The following is a 20,525-nucleotide window of genomic DNA, read 5'->3' as shown; positions in this document are numbered from 1 at the left end:
ACTAGGAGTTTTTATTGATAATTTCTTTGGCTAAACTTAAATAATTGTTGGCACCTTTACTACTGGCATCGTAATTAATGATGCTTTCACCATAACTAGGTGCTTCACTTAAACGTACATTTCTTTGAATGATTGTTTGAAAAACCATATCATTAAAATGTTTTTGTACTTCTTCAACAACTTGATTAGATAATCGTAAACGCGAATCATACATGGTTAAAAGAAGCCCTTCAATATCCAATTGTTGGTTGTGAATTTTTTGAACACTTTTAATGGTATTCAACAATTTACCTAAACCTTCTAAAGCAAAATATTCACATTGTATGGGAATAATAACGGCATCAGAGGCTGTTAAGGCATTTAATGTCAATAAGCCCAGAGAAGGTGCACAGTCAATTAGAATAAAATCATAATCATCCTTAATATCTTCTAATGCTTTTTTGAGCATGTATTCACGCTGATCTTTATCAACTAGTTCAATTTCTATAGCAACTAGGTCTATATGAGCAGGTATAATATCTAAATTTGGTGTACCACTATCAATAATGGCTTCTTTAGCATTATTGGTGTGTTCTAATAATTGGTAGGTGCCAATTTCAACAGATTCAACATCAATTCCCAATCCAGATGTGGCATTGGCTTGAGGGTCTGCATCTATAAGTAGGACTTTTTTTTCTAATACACCCAAGGAAGCGGCTAAATTAACCGAAGTGGTTGTTTTTCCAACACCGCCTTTTTGGTTAGCAATTGCTATGATTTTACCCATTAAATGATTTGGTTTTAATACGCGTAAAAATACAATTATTTGTGGGTTTAGAAAACGTAAGTTGTTAACAAACGTTAAACAATTATAGGCGTTTTTTTATAGTATAAAATGTTATGAATTACGCTTTTTACTGCGAATCATTTCTTCCAATTGATCCCACATCTCTTGCGGAATTTCTTCCAAAAGATTAAATTCACCAGCACCTTTAAGCCACTCACCACCATCAATGGTAATAACTTCGCCATTGACATATGCTGAAAAGTCGGACACTAAATAAGCCGCTAGATTAGCCAATTCTTGATGTTCACCAACGCGATTTAAAGGCACCTTTTTAGCCATATCAAATTTATCTTTCAAGTTGCCAGGAAGTAATCGGTCCCAAGCACCTTTAGTTGGGAATGGTCCAGGAGCAATAGCATTAAAACGCATACCATATTTGGCCCATTCAACCGCCAAGCTACGAGTCATAGCAAGTACGCCAGCTTTTGCAGCAGCACTTGGTACTACGTAGGCAGAGCCTGTCCATGAGTAGGTAGTCACGATATTTAAAACAACAGTATTGGTTTGCTTGGTGTCTATCCAATGTTTACCAATAGCCAAGGTGCAGTTTTTTGTACCTTTTAATACAATATCAATTATGGTGTCAAAAGCGTTGGCTGATAAACGTTCGGTTGGAGAAATAAAATTACCTGCGGCATTGTTTAATAACACATCAATTTTTCCAAATTTTGCAATCACGGCATCACGCATGGCTTCTACTTGGTCGTAATGGCGCACATCGCATTGTAAGGGTAGGCACGAGCCGCCAGTTTCAGCTTCCAATTCTTTGGAGGTGTTTTCCAGTTTTTCCAAATTTCTGGAGGTAATAGCAACATGAGCACCCAGTTCCAAAAAGTATTTGGTCATGGCCTTGCCTAAACCAGAACCTCCACCAGTTACAATAATAATTTTGCCTTTTAAAGCGTCATCTCGAAGCATTTTTTGTGTATGGTTCATTTTTTAAGTTTCGTTTACGTGTTCGTGTATGGTTTGTGCGTGAAATCCGAATATAATTTTCAGAGTAGTGAATATACGAAAGAAAATAAGATCTTCCACTTAAACATCTGCGCAGCATGAATTATACATGTTGTTGTGCTTTCGTTATTTATTTCTTTTATCAACTAATTTAGCTTCTGGAATTCCTTTTAAACTTAAATCTACAAGTTCAGAAATGAATTTAGTGAAGGGTTCAATATTATTTTTAACACTGGCTTCTTCTAATGCATTCATATAATCATCCTTTCTTTCAACTGGAATTACAGTCCAAGGATAATTTCCAGAAGCCAGCATTGTATTCATTAGAAATCTTGCCATTCTACCATTGCCATCAGAATAAGGATGAATATATACAAAAAAGAAGTGTCCTAATACCACTCTTGTTCCGGCATGATCTTCATTAATTAATAATTCAAATAGTGTAGGCATTGCATCTCTAACAGCTTCTCTGCTCATTGGAACATGTCTTGAATTTGAAATATAAATAGGTCTATTTCTATAACCTGCTAAATCTGAAGGTTTACATAATCCAGATAAAACACTTGGAGAGAATAATTTTTGGTACCAAGTTGGATGATCTTTGTCCACTACTTTGCCCGCGTTGGTGCCATTTAATATTTTCTCAATTGATGATTTTACTTCTTTTGATGCATCAAAGTATCCTTTTGCGGCCATCGCACTTTCAAGTTCTTTGTGATCTTCATTCTCTAAAACATCCCATTCGCCACTACTTACTAGTTCTATTAATTCTTCAGAAACCTTATACCTTTCAATTGATAAAGAATGATATGCATCTGTTTTATATATTTCATCAATCGAATTTAGATAATCATTAGTATTAACTGGTTGGTCCGGTCCAGCAGGGAAATGTTCAACAATTATTTTTTTATATTCGGACCATTTCAATTTTATTCTATTAATATGTGGAGAATTATTTTGAGACAAATAATTTATGGCACATTTTTCTTCAAATGGGTCAACTTCTCTTACGTCATGATCTAATGCTTTCATCGTATTGATAATTTCATCAGCTATTTTATCAAAACCCATATTGCGAAAAGCTCCGGCTAGTCTTCCGGCGGGCCTTGTATGTGCACCATCAAGTAAAGGGGCCAATATTTGAGAAGCATCTTTGATCATTAATAATGCTGCTCTGATATCATTTGAATTTGATGTAAACATTATGGGTTGAATATTAATCAATGATGATTCTAAATTGTACACTTTAACATCATTCTTTGTATCTAAATTTTCTTTAGAAGGAAGTTCTCCTTTTAATTCTAGAATTTCAGTACTGTAAAGAAGAGGAATAATTTTATTTGGTCCATTTGGGGATTTTGTAATAAGTTGTTCTGGAATTATTGTATTTCCAACATGCAATAAGAGTGATTGCTCAGGTGAAAGACAATACTCTCCTTTATATTTGTCCTCTAAATACCTAGAGCAAAAATTCCAATAAGATGTAAACCATGATGTGGATTCTCCAGGTTTGTCATTTGGATTTGTAAAAATGTACCATCCTTTTGATACTTCTTGTAAGAATCCATTCTTAGTTAATCTTTCTCTATGAGTTCTATTAATTTCAGTAGATTTAATAGCAACAACATTTTCATTCTGTTGAAGTTTTCTTAATTCTTTCAACGAAGCAGCTAATTTTTCTCCTGGTGTTGCCATCTTTAATGCTTTATTAATGTATTTCTTTTCTAATTATTTAACCTTTGTGAATTTCTTTCTTATGTTTAGTGTTTGTTCACTTATTATGCCGGACATTTATTAGCCTACTACGTCGGGCATTTATTAGCCTACTGTGTTGGACATTTATTAGCCTACTGTGTTGGACATTTATTAGCCTACTATGTAAATGTACTATATTTAAAGGTAAAACACAATGTTTTGATTACTTATATTAATATGTTTTATATCATTAATTAAAGTAAGTGTTTTATTAATTATTGAATTAATGTTTCTAGTAGAAGTTAAAGAATATAATAATAAATAATGTTTGGTCATAATGAAGCACAACGATTTGATATGAATCCGTTTCAATGATTTATATCTACTGTAAACGAAGTTAGTTGATTTTTGATTTAGAATCAAAACAAACTAATCAATCAAAATCTCCAAAATTTTAATGGCTGCATCACTAATTTTAGTACCTGGACCAAAAACTGCTACTGCACCAGCATCAAATAAATATTGGTAATCTTGTTTTGGGATTACGCCACCTACAATCACCATAATATCGTCACGTCCGTAAGCCTTGAGCGCTTCAATAACTTGCGGAACGAGCGTTTTATGTCCTGCAGCTAAAGACGAAACACCAAGTATATGGACGTCGTTTTCTACAGCTTGTTTTGCAGCTTCTTGAGGTGTTTGAAATAATGGGCCAATATCCACATCAAAACCAACATCAGCATAACCCGTAGCCACTACCTTGGCGCCTCGATCATGACCATCCTGTCCCATTTTGGCAATCATAATTCGTGGTCGTCTGCCATCTTGCTCGGCAAATGTATCCGCCAGTTCTTTGGCTTTTTTAAAGGATTCGTCGTCTTTGATTTCTTTGCTATACACCCCTGAAAATGATTTTATCTGTGCTTTATATCGTCCAAATTCGGTTTCTAAAGCATCACTGATTTCGCCTAGTGTTGCACGTTCACGAGCCGCTTTAACAGCTAAAGCTAATAAATTTTCTTCTCCTGTTTGCGCTGCCTTGGTTAAATTTGCTAACGCCTGATTAACTTTATTGGCATCACGCTCTGCTTTAATTTTGTTTAAACTGGCTATTTGCTGACTACGAACCGTTTGATTATCGACTTCTAGCGTTGTAATAGGATCTTCTTCATCCAATCGATATTGGTTAACACCCACAATAATATCTTGACCAGAATCAATGCGAGCTTGTTTACGAGCAGCCGCTTCCTCAATGCGAATTTTAGGAATACCAGCTTCAATAGCTTTGGTCATACCACCTAAATCTTCAACTTCTTCAATAAGTTTCCATGCTTTTTGAGCAATATCGTGAGTCAATTTCTCAACATAATAACTGCCAGCCCAAGGGTCAACCGTTTTGGTAATATGTGTTTCTTCCTGTAAATAGATTTGTGTATTTCTGGCAATACGTGCAGAAAAATCTGTTGGGAGTGCAATGGCCTCATCCAGCGCATTGGTGTGCAAACTTTGCGTTCCACCAAAAGCCGCAGCAGCCGCTTCAATAGTGGTTCTCGCTACATTGTTAAATGGGTCTTGTTCTGTTAAACTCCAACCAGATGTTTGGCAATGAGTACGTAATGCTAGGGATTTTTCGTTTTTAGGATTGAATTGTTTAACCAATTTTGCCCAAAGCATACGTGCCGCACGCATTTTAGCAATTTCCATAAAATGATTCATACCAATAGCCCAAAAGAAAGACAAACGAGGCGCAAAGGTATCGATGTCCATACCAGCTGCAAGTCCTTTTCTAATATACTCCAAACCATCGGCTAGGGTATAGGCCAATTCAATATCACAGGTTGCACCAGCTTCCTGCATGTGATATCCAGAAATACTAATACTGTTGAATTTAGGCATGTTTTGACTCGTGTATTCAAAAATATCCGAAATGATTTTCATAGAAGGTGTTGGCGGATAGATATAGGTATTTCGCACCATAAATTCTTTGAGAATATCATTTTGAATGGTTCCAGCAAGTTGCTCCGGCTTGACACCTTGTTCTTCAGCTGCCACAATATAGAATGCCATTATGGGTAATACAGCACCATTCATAGTCATAGAAACTGACATTTTATCTAGTGGGATTTGGTCAAACAGAATTTTCATATCCTCAACCGAATCGATTGCCACACCAGCTTTTCCAACATCACCAACAACACGTTCATGATCGGAATCGTAGCCTCTGTGTGTTGCCAAATCAAACGCTACGGAAAGCCCTTTTTGTCCGGCTGCTAGATTACGTCTGTAAAAAGCATTACTTTCTTCAGCCGTTGAAAAACCAGCATATTGACGAATTGTCCAAGGTCTTCGGACATACATAGTACTGTATGGACCACGCAAGTTTGGTGCAATACCAGCTACAAAATTCAAATGTTCCACACCTTTTAGATCAGTTTTGGAATAACATGATTTAACAGGAATATCTTCAGCTGTGATAAAGGAACTGTTTGATTTTAGGTTTTGGTTGCCTATTTCTAATTTTATATGTTGGATATTTTTTCTTGACATTTACAGAATATTATAAGCTAGTGAATTCTAGTCATGATCATGACCAGCATGTGGATCATTAGCAGGAGTTTGGTTTATTGTAGGCTTACTAGGCGTTGTTTGAATAGCTTCATCTGTTTCAGGTTTTTCAATTACTTTAGTTGGATCTACATTGAATAAGTTTGCATAATACATGTCTAAAGCGATATACGCAGCTAAATAGCGATCACTATTAGCATTTTTTATTACTTTTTGTAAAGGCGCAGCTATTAAATCCAATCGCATGCTATTGGTTTGTACCAATGCGTTAAAAGTAGTTGCTAAACTTTGATTTTTGAAATTACTGCTTAAGCAATTAAAAATATCAGCACGATAATTAATGCTATTGTCATCATTCCATAAGTCAGGCTGACCCTTTAAGGCTTCAAATACTTTCATACTGTGCGGTGAAGCGACGTCTTGAAATTGAACACGGTTGCCTTGTAAAGTTCTGAAGAATGTGGTGTATGCCACTCTTAAGTCGTTATTTCGACTGTTAAATGCCTTTAAAATGTCGTTTTCAAAAGACAGTAATGCTTCATTATATAATTTGGTGTCAATGTCATTACAGTTTAAAACATTTTCTGAATCTGCATACTTATAATCATCAAAAGTAGCAGCAGAAGGCTCATTTTTACAACCATAAAATGATAAGCATAATACAAGTACAGTAAGTTTTAATAATGTTTTCATTGTTTTTAAATTTAATGTTTATTCAGTTTTTAATCGTTGTTGTTCTATTTTTTCAGAAAGTCTTTTTTCTATTATTGGTTCAATTAATGTTTTACGAATATTCGTTTTTACAAAAGGATACAATTCCAGTTCATGTTCCATTTTGTCATCTGGATTAGGATGTTTATTTGTACCTAAAAGCGTAATCTCTCCATTTTCAAATTGTTCTTGTTCCTTCTGGTCGCTTTCTTTTATTTTTCGTTGAATAGTACCTTCTTTTAAAGCAGATAAGAAACCACCTTTGGCTTCAATTTCTTTAAAAAGAATTAAAGCTTTTGTGGCCAGTTGATTCGTTAGTTCTTCAATATAATAGGTTCCATCAGCAGGATTATTGACCTTGTCAAAATAGCTTTCATGTTTTAGTACCAACAATTGATTGCGGGCAATACGCTCACCAAACTCATTGTTTTTGTGATAAATGACATCATAAGGCATATTGCAAATAGCATCACTCCCTCCTAAAATTGCACTCATACATTCCGTAGTTGTGCGCAACATATTGGTGTTATAATCATATATTGTTTTGTTGCGTTTACTTGGTTTTGCAAAAATGGTACAAGCCTCATTAAAGCCATATTCACTTGCTAAAGATTTATATAATACTCTCAAAGCACGAAGTTTGGCAATTTCAAAAAAGTAGTTTGAACCAATTGAAACGTTAAACAAGCATACGAAACTAGCTTTATCTTTTGGTTTTATTTTGGCGTCCAAATGGTTCAGATATTCATTAACGTGTGAAAGGCTATAGGCTAATTGCTGAACAATATTGGCACCTGCGTTTTGGTATAATGATAAGTTTATAGTTAAGGCATTTGTAATTGAAACGATGTCATAATGATTATCATGATCGGTATTTAAATCTTGAAACCAATTCCCAGTTTTACAAAGATTGCCAATAATGTCTAACTCAAGTTGAATATTGTCGTTACTTAATAATTCTTGGTGCTTTTTTATGTATTCTGGATCTATAAACAAACACTCTAAATAAACGTTTACAGCGCTTAAATCAATATCAAGTAATAATTCAATTAATGAAATATCTGTGGAAGGTATAATAAATTTAATAGCATTAGCACCTCTTTTTAGGGCATTAATGGCTTTTTGGTTAGAGGCTTTGGCGCTGTGTGCGTAAATTGTTTGGCAAATTGACCACTGGTTTAATGAGTTATCAATTGCCAAAGGCTCTTCTACTATATCTTGATGATAAAATGGTTTAACATCAATGCCTTCAATGGTTTTCCAAATAAGAGTGTCATTGTAATCAGCACCTTTTAAATCGGCTTGTATTTTTTGTTTCCATTGCTTTGATGAAACTTCTGGAAATTCTTGAAATAATGGTTTAGTCATTTTTGTCTTCTTTTGGAATACTATCTTCATATTCTATAATAAAGATTTCTTCATTGTCTTTCTTCATATAGTATTTCTCTCGGGCTAGTTTTTCAATACCCTCCTCATTACTCAATTCTTTTATTTCTTTACGGTCTTTTTCAATTTCTTTTTTATAATATTCTTTTTCATCCTCTAATTTATCAATTTCACTATTCAATTCATGATGAATAAACCAAGAATTGGCATCGAAAAATAACATCCAAATAGCAAACACAACAAATATTAATAAAAAAATATTTTTGAATGGCTTCAAGTATTTACTTTTAAATTTTGCCATTTATACTAAACGTTGATTAATGATGGTTTTGACAATATCAACCGCAACCGTGTTGTACTTATTGTTTGGAATAATAATGTCCGCATATTCTTTCATGGGTTCAATAAACTGTTGGTGCATCGGTTTTAATGTGTTTTGATAACGGTTTAAAACTTCTTCCAAATCACGACCACGTTCTGAAATGTCACGTTTCAAGCGTCTTATTAAACGTTCGTCACTATCAGCATGTACAAATATTTTTATGTCAAACATATTGCGTAATTCAGGATTTGTTAAAATCAAGATGCCTTCAACAATCATAACCTTCCGTGGATTGGTTTTAATAGTGTCTCCAGTGCGATTGTGCTTTACAAATGAGTAAACAGGTTGGTCAACAGCATTCCCTTTTTTTAACTCTTTTAAGTGTTTCTCAAGCAGTTCAAAATCAATAGATCTTGGATGGTCAAAATTGATTTTTACACGTTCATCATAGCTCAAATGTGAGGTGTCCTTGTAATAGGAGTCTTGCGATATGACACCAACTTCACCTTCAGGTAATTGATTTAAAATTTGATTGACAACGGTGGTTTTACCACAACCAGTTCCACCAGCAATTCCTATTATTAACATGCATGAAAAGTTTACAAACACAAATTTAGTTATTTAACCAATAAATGAAAGGCTTTGATACAAAGCTTTTAATTTTATTGGAATTTTATTTTTGTTTTGTAGAAAAACTATATATTTGCAGTCCTTAAAAGATAACCAATTTTCGGGGTGTAGCGTAGCCCGGTTATCGCGCCGCGTTTGGGACGCGGAGGTCGCAGGTTCGAATCCTGCCACCCCGACTTTAAAGCTCAACATTTTGTTGAGCTTTTTTATTTGCGATACTTTTTTAATTGAAACAATCACATAGAATTTTTGAAATCGATTATAATTGAATGTTATGATAAAGATCAAAACCTATCTAATCAGTTTTTTAATCGTTTCTATGAGTCAAACCAATGCACAGCATATTATTCCCAAATCTATTAGCAATGAAGCACAAGTCGCTTTCATGCATTTTCCAGAATTGGAAAATATACCTATTGAAATTCGCTTTAAAAAGAATATAAAAAAATCTACTATGCTAGCCCAACCAAAGTTTGGTAGTTTTTTTAGGAAGAAATCATATAGAAGTTATGTGATATTAATAAGTGAAACTTTTAAAATATCTAATAAACAATTCTCAACACGTGATATACCTTCAGATATTTTAATAGGATGGATTGGTCATGAATTAGGGCATATTATGGATTACCAAAATCGTAGTAAAATTAATTTAATTTGGTTTGGATTGAAATACTTATTATCAGAAAATCATATAGTTGAAGCAGAACGCGCTGCAGATCGTTTTGCGGTTAATCATGGTATGGCAGATTATATTTTAAAAACTAAAAATTTCATACTCAATCATGCTGATATATCCGAAACCTATAAGAACCGTATTAAGAAATATTATTTGTCACCTGAAGAAATAATGGAAATTGTTGCAGAACAACATAAAGCCTCAAATACTTATGAGTAATTGTTGACAAACTGTTCCCATTCTTCAAATTTTTCTTCACCCATGACACGTTCCATTTTTACTTGACCGCCTTTCTTTTTATTGGCTCCACTCCATTCATAAAAAACGTCTGGTGAAACAATATGAACTTTGACACCTTTCAATGCTTTAGACCGTGCAACTTTATAGTTTTTATTGGCATCACTCAAATGTTTATCTAGTTTTTGTGCCAATATTTTAGAGTCTATATTCAATTTATCACACGCCAAATACCAACTGTGATAAAAATCGTCATCATAGCGTTTAGCTGACAAGGTATATTCCGGTATTTTTAGATTTAATTCTTCCTCTAAAAACTGAACAGCTTTATCAAGTTTATTGACTGATAATTGTGATCCAACGGTATTCAAGAAAAACTTTGTTCGACCAGTAATTTTTATTTCAGCTTTTTCAATATCAGTAAATTCAATGGTGTCTCCAATGAGATATCGCCAAGCACCACTTACTGTACTTATGATTAGAATATAGTCCTGATTGGGTTTTACATCAGCTAAAGTAATCGCTGGAGCATCAGCCACAATAGATCCATCTTGATTTATATATTCAGGTTTAAAAGGAACAAATTCAAAATAAATCCCATTATCTGTAATTAACTTCATTGATGATGTTTCTGGTCGCTGTTGGAATGCAATGAATCCTTCAGAAGCCAAATAAGTGTCAATAATGGTAACAGGTTTTCCCATTAAAGCTTCGAAACTTTTTTTATAAGGTCCAAAGGCAACACCGCCAGAAGTGAAAACCTGAAGATTAGGCCATATTTGGTGGATGTTATCGAGATTATGATGTTCAATAACTTTTTCAAGCATGAGTTCAATCCAAGATGGAATGCCACTCAACGCACCAATATCCCAGTCTTTCGCACGTTCTGCAATTCGTTGAACGCGCTTATCCCAATCGTCAATTTTTGCAATTTCTTCTCCTGGCTTATAATAACCATTAAACCAACTGGGAATGTTACTTGCGCTAATACCACTAATTTCTCCTTCAAGAAATTGATCGTTTTCATTTAAATCTGTTGAGCTACCTAGCATCATAATTTCTTTCTCAAAAAAATCTGCAGGGAGATCAAAATTCTTGAGTGCAAAAACTTGCTTAATGCCAGCTTGTCTGATAGCTTCAATCATATCATCAGTAACCGGAATACGCTTACTTTTTTTACCAGTAGTCCCTGAACTCAAAGCAAAATAACCTAAATCACCTGGCCATGTAATATTAGATTCACCATTGTGAAGTCTGCTCCACCAATCAGTATTCATTTTGTTATAGTCATGATAGGGAATACTTGTAGAAAAAGTAGTTTGGATATTATCAGTGGCCAGTATGTTTTTAAATTGATAATGTTTTCCAAATTCAGTGTCTTTCGCTTTTTCCAATAAATCAGATAGCACACTTTTTTGCTCTTCAACAGGATTAGGATCTGATTCCAAAGTTCCTTTTAAGTTTATAACTCCTTTTATTATATTTCCTATAATTGCCATAAAGCAAAATTATTTTTAATCCCAATAGGACTGTTACTTTTTTACTACAAGATTTAACTCAATCACAATTTTAAATAGTGTTTTATGGAATTGATTAACTTTTATTATATTAAAGGTATGTTTAAATTATATATAATAGGAGTAAGCATTCTCATTATTGCCATTATCGCAAATGCACTAGTTGTAAAAATTGGCATAAAATCTTGGTATGATTTTATTGAATTATTAAACGAATTTGGAAAACACGCTTTTTGTAAATTAGGTATTTTAGATTATTTGTGGCTATTTATTGGTTATCCATTTATTTTAGGTTTTGGATATTGGCTCGGTTTTAAAGTACATAGTCTTCTAATGTAGTATTTCGATAGTGATTGTCTTATTAAATTTATAATTATTAAATACGATAATATAAATTTTATTAGAGTTACATATGTAACTGAATTTCATGTTATTTAAGGATAAACCAAAAAATAAAATAATTATGAAAATTCTAAAAACATGTCTTGCTGTTTTCTTAATGATTACAATGACAGCAACATCCCAAACAGAAAAAGATAAGAAAATAATTAACGATGCAGAAGCTGCTAAAACTGAACTAATTAAAATGAATTCAGACATTAGCCCATTTTTTAGTACATCTTCTGGTTATGCCATTTTTCCAAATGTTGGAAAAGGTGGTCTCATTATAGGAGGTGCCAGCGGCAATGGAGTAGTGTATGAAGATGGTGTGAAGATTGGAATGGCTGATTTAAAAAAATTGAGCGTTGGTCTTCAGGCTGGTGGTCAAGCTGTAATTGAAGTTATATTTTTTGAGACTGATGATGCATTATCTGATTTTAAAGAAGGTAACTATGAGTTATCAGCTGAAATTTCTGCAGTTGTTCTTGACAAAGGTAAGTCTAAAAACCTAGATTATAGCGATGGCGTACTCGTTGTCACTATGACAAAGGGCGGATTGATGGCTGATATTTCAGTAGTTGGTCAAAAATTTGATTTTACAGCTTTCAAATAAATCATTAAATAAAATTCCTAAAGGTTGGCGTTAATGCTGACCTTTTTTCTTACTTCTAATAAATTTAAATTCTATTTATGTCAGATGTTAATGAAAAACATTTTAAGATAAATCACCTACCTAGGTTGCTTGTAGAAACTTACAAAGCGTGGGAAAAGGATAAGCCTTTTAGGTTAAGTGCCATAGTAGCATATTATGCAGTTTTATCATTACCAGGTTTACTAATTATTATCATTAATTTGGTAGGCTCGGTTTGGGGTACTGAAATTGTTCAAGGACAATTGACTGATGAAATTTCTAGAGCATTAGGAAGTGATGCTGCTAATTCTATTCAAACTATGCTTGCGGAAACCCAAAACAATACCAGAAACACAATGGCTACTATTTTGGGTATTTGTACTATAATTTTTGGCGCAACAGGTGTATTTTATCATTTACAACTATCATTAAATCATATATGGGAAGTAAAAGTTAAAGATGATTTAAGTATTTTAAAAATGTTTATAAGGCGCTTGAGAAGTTTTGCTTTTATACTTGCAATTGGTTTTCTTTTACTTATTAGTTTTATTGTAACAACAGCTATTACTGTACTGACGACTTATATAAAGAGTTTGTTTCCTGATTTGGTGGTGTACATTGCTTATGGGTTAGATGCACTACTGTCTGTTGGAATTATTACTGTGTTATTTGCTTTAATGTTTAAATATTTACCTGATGCTAAAATTAAATGGAAAGCAGTATGGGTTGGTTCCATAATTACTGCAATTCTTTTTGTATTAGGAAAATCATTATTAGGTTTTTATTTTGGAGAAGCCGATCCAGGTTCAACTTATGGAGCTGCAGGTACAGTTGTACTTATTTTATTATGGGTATCGTATTCTTGTTTAATCCTATTTTTTGGTGCAGAGTTTACGTGGGTTTATGCCAATGCATATGGCTACAATATTGAAAAAGATTTAAAAACAATTGCATAAAAAACCTCAACATTTGTCGAGGTTTTAAATGAGCGAAATAAATATGTTACCACTCACTTATTTCTTTTCTCAAAGCTTCTTTTTGTTTGCCGGTTTTCTCTTGTAATTTACCTAGCATTTCATCAAATTTTCCTTCAGCAAAAGTTACGTCATCATCGGTTAAATTGCCGTATTTTTGTTTGAATTCTCCTTTGACTTGATTCCATTTTCCTTTTAATTCTTCAGAATTCATAATATTGTGTTTTAATTAATACTTCATTTTTGTTAGTGTAAAAATTAACTCAAAGTGACTTGTTAAATTATCGCAAACCAATAAATCCTTGACTATAATCATTAAGAAGCTATTAAAGGCGTTAAGTTTTATAGTAAATGTGCTAAATAATTATCTAAAGGAAGCTAATCTTTGTAAGTGAATTTAAAATATTAATATCATGGATATTCCCAGTGTGAAAAATGAAGAACAGTATGAAGCTCTAAAAGATAAAGGATATAGTAAGCAAAAAGCTGCTAGAATTGCTAACACACCCAATTCAGGTGAAAAAGGAGGTAAGGCTTCAGCCTATGAAGATCGTACAAAAGAGGAATTGTACAACAAAGCTAAAGAGATTGGTATAGAAGGTAGATCAAAAATGTCTAAATCTGAATTAATACAAGCTTTAAGGAATAATTAAAAAGTGTATTTTTATAAATAATTACATATTAATTTATGATTGAAGCTAAAACCATCAGACAAATTTTTGTGCTCTTAACAATTGTTTTAATGGGCACATTAATTTTTAAGGAAATGTTACCATATTTTTCAGGTGTTCTGGGAGCCATAACGCTATATGTTTTGCTCAAAAAGCCATTGGTTTTTTTAATTAATAAAGGATGGAATGTTAATCTTGCGTCGGGTTTTCTCATGTTTATGTCATTTATTATCATCTTAATTCCAGTAGGAGGTGTGATTCTGATGCTGACAAATAAAATTGGTTATGCTATTGATAATTCAAAAGAAGTTGTAACGGCTTTTAAGAAAGAGTTGAATCATATTGAATCGTTTATTGGTCGTGATATTTCCTCGCAAATAGATGTTTCGGCTATTTCATCGTGGCTTTCAGATAACTTACAAAGTTTGGCAGGAGGTACTTTCAATGCGTTTTTAGCCATTACAATCATGTATTTTTTATTGTTCTATATGCTTACTAACAGGAAAATGTTACGAGAATCACTTTATGAGTATATGCCAGTAAGTACGGAAAATTTAAAAACATTAGGTAAGGAAATTAGAGAAATGGTACGTTCCAACGCTTTGGGAATTCCATTAGTTGCCATTGCTCAAGGTTTTGTAGCCTTAATTGGGTTTTTAATTTTTGGGATTGATGATCCGTTGTTTTGGGCTGCAGTAGTTGCTATAGGGTCAATGATTCCATTTGTAGGTAGCATGCTGGGAACCTTTCCTGTTTTTATTCTCTCCTTATCAAATGGTCATGCATTCCAAGCTTGGGCTATTTTAATTTATGGAATTGTCGTAGTTGGAGCAACAGATAATATAATTAGATTATTTATTCTCAAAAAATTAGATAATGTTCACCCTTTAATTACACTCATTGGTGTTATCATTGGTATTCCTTTATTCGGATTTATTGGTTTAATTTTTGGACCACTTCTAGTAAGTCTGTTTTTAATAATTGTGAGAATTTATAAAAAGGAATACGCATCAAAACTAAAAGGAAATCTCTAAATACAAGCTAAACTGCTTTTATGTCTTGATTAGAAAATACCATGTGCATCAAAATTAGTTTTTTCGCGGTCAAAATGTTTGAAAAAGATTGTTTAATTGGGTATGTATGTTAATTAAAAAGAATTGCTATAGAAAAGAAAAGCCCAACGTGTGTTGGGCTTTTCTTTTATGTTATTTGGTTTTAAAACCATTCAAAATAGAATCCTGAAACTATTACAGCTATTACTAATACTATTAAAGCTACAATAACAAAAGTTCCAGTGAAAATGGTTGTTTTGTCATCTTGTAATAAATAATCTTCTCTATCTGAATCACTATCTTTAATAAAAGGCATAATATAATTGTTTTTATTTGTTAATATAAATTGTTTTTCTGTTCACAAACTCATAAATTCCCTCTCTGGAAAGCTCTCTGCCGTATCCTGATGCTTTGGTGCCTCCAAAGGGTAGTCTAGGGTCAGATTTTACCAATTCGTTAATAAAAAAGGCACCATCACTAATTTTTGAGGATTGCTTTAAGGCTTTTTCTGTGTTTTCGGTAAAAACCATTGTACCTAAACCATACTTGGTTTTACTAGCAAGCTTATAGGCTTCTTCTTCTGCATTTACTTTTGTTATGGCGACAATGGGCCCAAAAGTTTCATCATCAAAAACAGGCATGCCAGGTTGGACATTGGTGATAATTGTTGGCTCAAAAAAGGCTTTATCTTGATTATTTCCAATTAGGATTTTGCCTCCTTTTTTAACCGATTCATCAATTTGCTCTTTTAAGGTTTCAGCCAAATCAACTCTAGCCAATGTGCTTATGGTTGTTGATTTGTCCTTGGGATTACCATACTTAAGGTCTTTTATCTTTTCTGTAAATCGTTCTATAAATTCGTCATAAACAGATGCCATTACTATAAATCGTTTTGCAGCAATACAACTTTGACCTGTATTTTGTATACGTGCATTCACAATGGTGCCCATGTACTTTTTCAAATTAGCATCATTTAAAATTATGCAGGCATTGTTTCCTCCTAATTCCAAAACAGTTTTCTTCAGGTTTTTACCTGCTACTTCTGCGATGTGTTTACCTGCTTTTTCGCTACCTGTCAATGATACTGCTTTAATTCTTGAATCTGATATGAGCTTTTCAATTTGGTCATGCTCTGCGATTAGAGTCTGGAAACATCCTTTTGGGAAACCGCTATATTCAAATAATTCTTGAATGGCAAGAGCGCAACCAGTTACATTGGATGCATGTTTTAATAGAACGGTGTTACCAGAAGTCAGTGTTGGAACGGCAAATCTTAATACTTGCCAAAATGGATAATTCCATGGCATGATACCTAAAATTATACCCATTGGGTCATAACTTACAAAACTTTCTTTGGCATCAGTTTCTATTATTTCATCAGACAGAAAAAGGGCTGCATTTTTAGCATAAAAATCACATAAAAACACACATTTTTCAATTTCTGCCCGACTTTGAGTGATGGGTTTTCCCATTTCTTCAGTCATCAACGTACTATAGCTGTCAATATTTTGCAATAGTGTTTTTGAAAGTCTTTCAAGACAATCTGTTCTTGTGGCAAGATCTTGGTCTTTCCAATGACTAAATGCTTCTTCTGATATTTTTAAACAAGCATCAATCTTGTTGTCAGAAAATAATTCATAAGTTTTTATCTGATTACCCGAGTAAGGGTTTAAGGTTTGTATAGTCATCATTTATCTTTTCTTTTCAAAATTATTTACAAAGAGCTTTTCTGCTTATCTTTAAACGTGAAATAGTTAACTCTTTTACGTAATTTTGTTTACGTTAAGATTTAAATTTATAACGATAACATAATTCAACATTTATCTTGATATTGCTGATAAGAAATTTAGTTTAATTAAAAACAAAAAATAGACATGAGTAATAACGGAAATACAGTTTTAGGAATTTTAGCAGGAACAGCTGTAGGTGCTGTATTAGGCATTTTGTTTGCTCCTGATAAAGGAAGCGTGACAAGACAGCGAATAGCAGACGAAGCTGAAGCTCAAAAAGAAAGATTAGCATCATCTGCTGTAGATTTAAAAGATCGCGTAGTTAGTAGTGTTGGAGCTCAAAAGCAAACATTAGACGAACAAGTAGAATCTATTGTTTCTAACGCTAGTTACAAGGCAGAAGATGTGATAACAACATTAGAGGCTAAGCTAAAAGACCTCAAAGAAAAAAACAAAAAGTTTCAGAAGAATTCTGTTAATGTATAATAATAATTCAATTTATGAGCGTATTTGATTCATTAGGAGAAACTGCTGATAAAGCAACAGATACTGGTGAGAAGTTTTTAAAAACTTCTCACCAGTATTTTAAACTGAAAGTCTTTCAGCAAATCACATTCTCTATTAGTTTGATTACTAAACTGATAGCTATTGGTTCCTTTGTATTTATTGGCTTTATTTTTGGAGCTGTGGCTGGTGCAATAGCTTTGGGAAATGCTTTAGAGAGTATGTCGCTGGGCTATTTGTTAGTTGGGCTAATATTTATCTTGATAGGCGTTATTATTTATGTTAATCGTTCGTTTATCAATAAAATAGTTTTGGAGAAATTGGGATCAAAGTTTTTCTCTGAAGACAATTAATGATATTTTTTAAATAAGAATTGCACATTATGAAACCAACATATAGAAATTTTCAAGAGGTTGAAGCCGATTTAAAACGTCTAAATCTAGAACGAAAAATTGCATGGGAAGAACTCAAACTTGTTAAAAATGATTTCAAGGAAGATCTTCAACCTTATAATTGGATACAAAGTATGATAAAAATTGCAGGTAAATATGGCGCTTTTATTTTGCTCAAAAAATTGTTTAAAAGATAAATCTAAACACTTACCGATAAAGCTTGTTTTTTAAACTCATGGGGCGTAATGCCATACTTTTCCTTAAATATTTTTGAAAAATAACTTCTACTCGTAAAACCAATTGTATATACTACTTGTGAAATGTTTAATTCAGAATTACGAATTAAATCTCTTGCTGTTTGCAACCTTATATGTCTTATATAATCTGTAACCGTTCGGTTATAAAGGTGTTTAAAGCCATCCTGTAATTTTAACTGTGATAAACCAGATTCCATGGACATGGATTTTAGGTCATAATTTTTTGAAGGATTATCAACAATCTTTTTTGATAGTTTCCGTATGATACGCAACTCACTTTTTAAAAGCGAATCTGGGATTTTAATATCGTCTAAAGTGTTTTTGTGCGTTTGAATGTGAAGTGATAATATTTCATAGACAATAGCCTCTATCTTTAAAATCCTTATCATACCTTTAGACTTAAGGTTCTGAAGCTCATTAATTTTATCAGCGATTTTTAAATTAAAACTTCCGAAAAAGCGAAATTTATTTTCATGATCGGTGTCCATAAACACCTCGTATAGCTGTTTGTTTAGTTGGGATACGTTTGAATGCTTTTTCTTTAAAAACTCTTGTCGTACGATTTGTATTATAGTTATTTGCAGATTTTGATCTTTAGGAAAAACAAAATTATTTTTACTACCATCTTTACTGGTAAGAATTAAGGTGTGAAATTCTTCAACATATTGTAGATCTTTAGGATCTTCATAATAATGCCCTAAACGCCCATTTGACGAATAAATAAATTGAATGGGATTAAACTCACTAGCATCAAGTGTTAAGTTATAATATTCTGAAAATCTAATATCTAATTGAATAAGCTCAACACCCCAATCTAATTGGAGATATTTTATAGTCCCAAAACCATTACTATTATTAACAGTAAGCGTAATTTTTCCAAAGGTCTCTGTTATGTTACCTCCTAACTTTGTTTGGAGTTTCGATAGTAAATCAGTATTGTTTCTTGGAAGTATATGTAAATTGTTCATGATGGTTAAATAATAAGTGATTGCAATTTCGACTTTTTTTTCAAAATAATTTAACTTTTTACTTTATTGAGTTAATTTATTTACTTAAATGAGACCATGCGTTATGGCCTTTTTACAACAAACACATACTTTTAGACTACATCACGACGCACTAATAATGTTATACGCATAATCATATAAGTCATTAAATACACGGATTGTATCCAAAGTTTTCGATGTTAGGTATTAATTTCGTAACTATATTAACATTAAAACCAAATTTCAATGACCATTTTTGAAGCTATTAGACATGACCATGACATTCAACGAGATTTATTAGATAAATTAATAAATACCAGCGGAGATACAAAAAATCGAGATTCTATATTTAAAGAACTAAAACAGCAACTGCAAATTCATGCTGAAGCTGAAGAACGCCATTTTTATAAACCATTAATTAGTAATGACATGATGCAAGAACACGCAAGACATGGTATTGCTGAACATCATGAAATTGACGAATTAATTGAAAAGTTAGAAAATACAGAATACGATTCTTCAGCTTGGCTTAAGACAGCAAAGGATTTAAAGGATAAAGTTGAACATCATTTAGAAGATGAGGAACACACATTTTTTCAGTTGGCAGGAAAGGTATTTAATGAATCTCAAAAGATGAATTTAGTCAAGCCGTATAAATCTTATATGTCTGAAAATTTATAACATATGTATACACATACGAATGTACGTGACAAATTTGCCAGCAGTCTTAATAATACGTGAGCTATTTCTAAAATTATACACCAAAAATTGTGGTATAATTCAATTTTATCTTATCGAGTTAATTTAAAAATCTATTGAATTAATTACTCATATAATGAAGTGTTAATTTTACTGTGAAAGCAAAAAAAAGGTGCGATATGACGAGCATCGAATAGGTTAATCGTCTGTAATTTTAAAATTAATAGAATGGAAACTTACACAGAAAAAATTGGCAGTAAACTCAATGAGTTATTAGAAAAGAATTATGATGCAGAAAAAGGATATAAGAAAGCTTCGGAAAATACAGAGAATTTAAGTTTAAAGAATTTCTTTCAAAGAAAAGCCCAAGAACGATACAATTTTGGTCATGAAATAAAAAGTGAATTACAAACTTTTGGAGAAGAACCTGATAAAGGAGGAAGCTTCACAGGTAGTATGCACAGAACATGGATGGATGTTAAAGCAATATTTTCTTCTGATAATGAAGAGGCTATGCTCGAAGAAGCCATTCGAGGAGAAAAAGCATCTGTTGAAGAATACGAAGATGTATTAAATGAAATGTCTTTGCCTGATTCCACAAAAAACTTGTTGTTAAATCAAAAAAATACAATTTGTAATGATCTTAATAATATTAAGCGTTTAGAAGATCTAAATGATTAATAATAGTTAGTTGGTTGGTTAGTAAAAAAGGATGAACTCACAGTGAGT

Annotated in this window: 24 protein-coding genes and 1 tRNA gene; 12 read left to right on the top strand and 13 right to left on the bottom strand. The window is 32.6% G+C overall.

What is annotated here, in order from left to right; genetic code table 11:
• Position 1: 1 nt before the first annotated feature.
• From C1S72_RS03235 to udk, 8 genes are all read right to left on the bottom strand, one after another.
• Entirely contained in the window at positions 2-766 is a 765-nt protein-coding gene (locus C1S72_RS03235; protein WP_104734230.1) for a ParA family protein, read from the bottom strand.
• A gap of 111 nt (positions 767-877) precedes the next feature.
• A complete protein-coding gene (locus C1S72_RS03230) occupies positions 878-1,762 on the bottom strand; it encodes an SDR family oxidoreductase (RefSeq protein ID WP_104734229.1) in 885 nt (294 codons plus the stop codon).
• Between the two features lie 144 nt (positions 1,763-1,906).
• Complete coding sequence (locus C1S72_RS03225) at positions 1,907-3,475, bottom strand: Fic family protein (RefSeq protein WP_104734228.1); 1,569 nt, start codon at positions 3,473-3,475, stop codon at positions 1,907-1,909.
• Positions 3,476-3,904: 429 nt separating this feature from the next.
• Positions 3,905-6,022, bottom strand: coding sequence for a methylmalonyl-CoA mutase (gene scpA, locus C1S72_RS03220; protein ID WP_104734227.1), 2,118 nt, complete (start codon positions 6,020-6,022; stop codon positions 3,905-3,907).
• 27 nt (positions 6,023-6,049) lie between these two features.
• A complete protein-coding gene (locus tag C1S72_RS03215) occupies positions 6,050-6,733 on the bottom strand; it encodes a hypothetical protein (protein ID WP_104734226.1) in 684 nt (227 codons plus the stop codon).
• Positions 6,734-6,751: 18 nt separating this feature from the next.
• Entirely contained in the window at positions 6,752-8,119 is a 1,368-nt protein-coding gene (locus C1S72_RS03210; RefSeq protein WP_104734225.1) for a methylmalonyl-CoA mutase subunit beta, read from the bottom strand.
• Positions 8,112-8,438, bottom strand: coding sequence for an FtsB family cell division protein (locus C1S72_RS03205; protein ID WP_104734224.1), 327 nt, complete (start codon positions 8,436-8,438; stop codon positions 8,112-8,114). Before C1S72_RS03205 ends, C1S72_RS03210 begins: the two co-directional genes overlap by 8 nt.
• Entirely contained in the window at positions 8,439-9,047 is a 609-nt protein-coding gene (gene udk, locus C1S72_RS03200) for a uridine kinase (RefSeq protein WP_104734223.1), read from the bottom strand.
• A 143-nt stretch (positions 9,048-9,190) separates the two neighbouring features.
• On the opposite strand from udk, the gene C1S72_RS03195 reads away from it, so the two are divergent.
• Both C1S72_RS03195 and C1S72_RS03190 read left to right on the top strand, forming a co-directional pair.
• Positions 9,191-9,265, top strand: a tRNA-Pro gene (locus C1S72_RS03195).
• Positions 9,266-9,363: 98 nt separating this feature from the next.
• On the top strand, positions 9,364-9,984 hold the full coding sequence (locus C1S72_RS03190) for a hypothetical protein (RefSeq protein WP_230401567.1): 621 nt from the start codon (positions 9,364-9,366) through the stop codon (positions 9,982-9,984).
• Here C1S72_RS03190 and C1S72_RS03185 read toward each other — a convergent pair.
• On the bottom strand, positions 9,975-11,501 hold the full coding sequence (locus C1S72_RS03185; protein WP_104734222.1) for a GH3 family domain-containing protein: 1,527 nt from the start codon (positions 11,499-11,501) through the stop codon (positions 9,975-9,977). The two genes, C1S72_RS03190 and C1S72_RS03185, sit on opposite strands and share 10 nt — an antisense overlap.
• A gap of 84 nt (positions 11,502-11,585) precedes the next feature.
• Here C1S72_RS03185 and C1S72_RS03180 point away from each other — a divergent pair, with 84 nt between their 5' ends.
• From C1S72_RS03180 to C1S72_RS03170, 3 genes are all read left to right on the top strand, one after another.
• The gene (locus C1S72_RS03180) at positions 11,586-11,858 is read left to right on the top strand and encodes a DUF7672 family protein (protein ID WP_104734221.1); all 273 of its coding nucleotides are present in this window, start codon (positions 11,586-11,588) and stop codon (positions 11,856-11,858) included.
• A 124-nt stretch (positions 11,859-11,982) separates the two neighbouring features.
• Positions 11,983-12,513 (top strand): lipid-binding SYLF domain-containing protein, encoded by a 531-nt coding sequence (locus C1S72_RS03175; RefSeq protein ID WP_104735766.1) that lies wholly within the window; start codon positions 11,983-11,985, stop codon positions 12,511-12,513.
• A 77-nt stretch (positions 12,514-12,590) separates the two neighbouring features.
• Positions 12,591-13,487 (top strand): YihY/virulence factor BrkB family protein, encoded by an 897-nt coding sequence (locus tag C1S72_RS03170; protein WP_104734220.1) that lies wholly within the window; start codon positions 12,591-12,593, stop codon positions 13,485-13,487.
• 46 nt (positions 13,488-13,533) lie between these two features.
• On the opposite strand, the gene C1S72_RS03165 is transcribed toward C1S72_RS03170, so the two are convergent.
• Entirely contained in the window at positions 13,534-13,719 is a 186-nt protein-coding gene (locus tag C1S72_RS03165) for a CsbD family protein (protein WP_104734219.1), read from the bottom strand.
• Positions 13,720-13,918: 199 nt separating this feature from the next.
• Between C1S72_RS03165 and C1S72_RS03160 the strand changes: the two genes are divergently transcribed.
• Both C1S72_RS03160 and C1S72_RS03155 read left to right on the top strand, forming a co-directional pair.
• The gene (locus C1S72_RS03160) at positions 13,919-14,158 is read left to right on the top strand and encodes a DUF7218 family protein (protein ID WP_104734218.1); all 240 of its coding nucleotides are present in this window, start codon (positions 13,919-13,921) and stop codon (positions 14,156-14,158) included.
• 35 nt (positions 14,159-14,193) lie between these two features.
• Complete coding sequence (locus tag C1S72_RS03155; RefSeq protein WP_104734217.1) at positions 14,194-15,210, top strand: AI-2E family transporter; 1,017 nt, start codon at positions 14,194-14,196, stop codon at positions 15,208-15,210.
• Positions 15,211-15,391: 181 nt separating this feature from the next.
• On the opposite strand, the gene C1S72_RS14395 is transcribed toward C1S72_RS03155, so the two are convergent.
• Both C1S72_RS14395 and C1S72_RS03150 read right to left on the bottom strand, forming a co-directional pair.
• A complete protein-coding gene (locus tag C1S72_RS14395; RefSeq protein ID WP_162919911.1) occupies positions 15,392-15,544 on the bottom strand; it encodes a hypothetical protein in 153 nt (50 codons plus the stop codon).
• Positions 15,545-15,557: 13 nt separating this feature from the next.
• Positions 15,558-16,919, bottom strand: coding sequence for an NAD-dependent succinate-semialdehyde dehydrogenase (locus C1S72_RS03150; RefSeq protein WP_317045754.1), 1,362 nt, complete (start codon positions 16,917-16,919; stop codon positions 15,558-15,560).
• A 183-nt stretch (positions 16,920-17,102) separates the two neighbouring features.
• On the opposite strand from C1S72_RS03150, the gene C1S72_RS03145 reads away from it, so the two are divergent.
• The 3 genes from C1S72_RS03145 to C1S72_RS03135 are packed head-to-tail and all read left to right on the top strand — an operon-like array spanning position 17,103 to position 18,051.
• A complete protein-coding gene (locus C1S72_RS03145; RefSeq protein ID WP_104734215.1) occupies positions 17,103-17,444 on the top strand; it encodes a YtxH domain-containing protein in 342 nt (113 codons plus the stop codon).
• A 14-nt stretch (positions 17,445-17,458) separates the two neighbouring features.
• Positions 17,459-17,815: a hypothetical protein gene (locus C1S72_RS03140; RefSeq protein ID WP_104734214.1), complete on the top strand. Its 357-nt coding sequence runs from the start codon at positions 17,459-17,461 to the stop codon at positions 17,813-17,815.
• Between the two features lie 29 nt (positions 17,816-17,844).
• Entirely contained in the window at positions 17,845-18,051 is a 207-nt protein-coding gene (locus C1S72_RS03135; protein WP_104734213.1) for a hypothetical protein, read from the top strand.
• A gap of 2 nt (positions 18,052-18,053) precedes the next feature.
• Here C1S72_RS03135 and C1S72_RS03130 read toward each other — a convergent pair whose 3' ends face one another.
• Complete coding sequence (locus C1S72_RS03130) at positions 18,054-19,079, bottom strand: AraC family transcriptional regulator (protein WP_104734212.1); 1,026 nt, start codon at positions 19,077-19,079, stop codon at positions 18,054-18,056.
• Between the two features lie 264 nt (positions 19,080-19,343).
• Between C1S72_RS03130 and C1S72_RS03125 the strand changes: the two genes are divergently transcribed.
• Both C1S72_RS03125 and C1S72_RS03120 read left to right on the top strand, forming a co-directional pair.
• Positions 19,344-19,778 carry a hemerythrin domain-containing protein gene (locus C1S72_RS03125; protein WP_104734211.1) on the top strand — a complete coding sequence of 145 codons (435 nt, stop codon included), beginning with the start codon at positions 19,344-19,346 and terminating at the stop codon, positions 19,776-19,778.
• Between the two features lie 246 nt (positions 19,779-20,024).
• Positions 20,025-20,477: a ferritin-like domain-containing protein gene (locus C1S72_RS03120; RefSeq protein WP_104734210.1), complete on the top strand. Its 453-nt coding sequence runs from the start codon at positions 20,025-20,027 to the stop codon at positions 20,475-20,477.
• Positions 20,478-20,525 lie beyond the last annotated feature (48 nt).

The organism is Hanstruepera ponticola (assembly GCF_002940745.1).
Lineage (GTDB): Bacteria > Bacteroidota > Bacteroidia > Flavobacteriales > Flavobacteriaceae > Hanstruepera > Hanstruepera ponticola.
The sequence above is the reverse complement of the archived record's forward strand: the minus strand, read 5'-3'. Positions and strand labels throughout refer to the sequence as shown.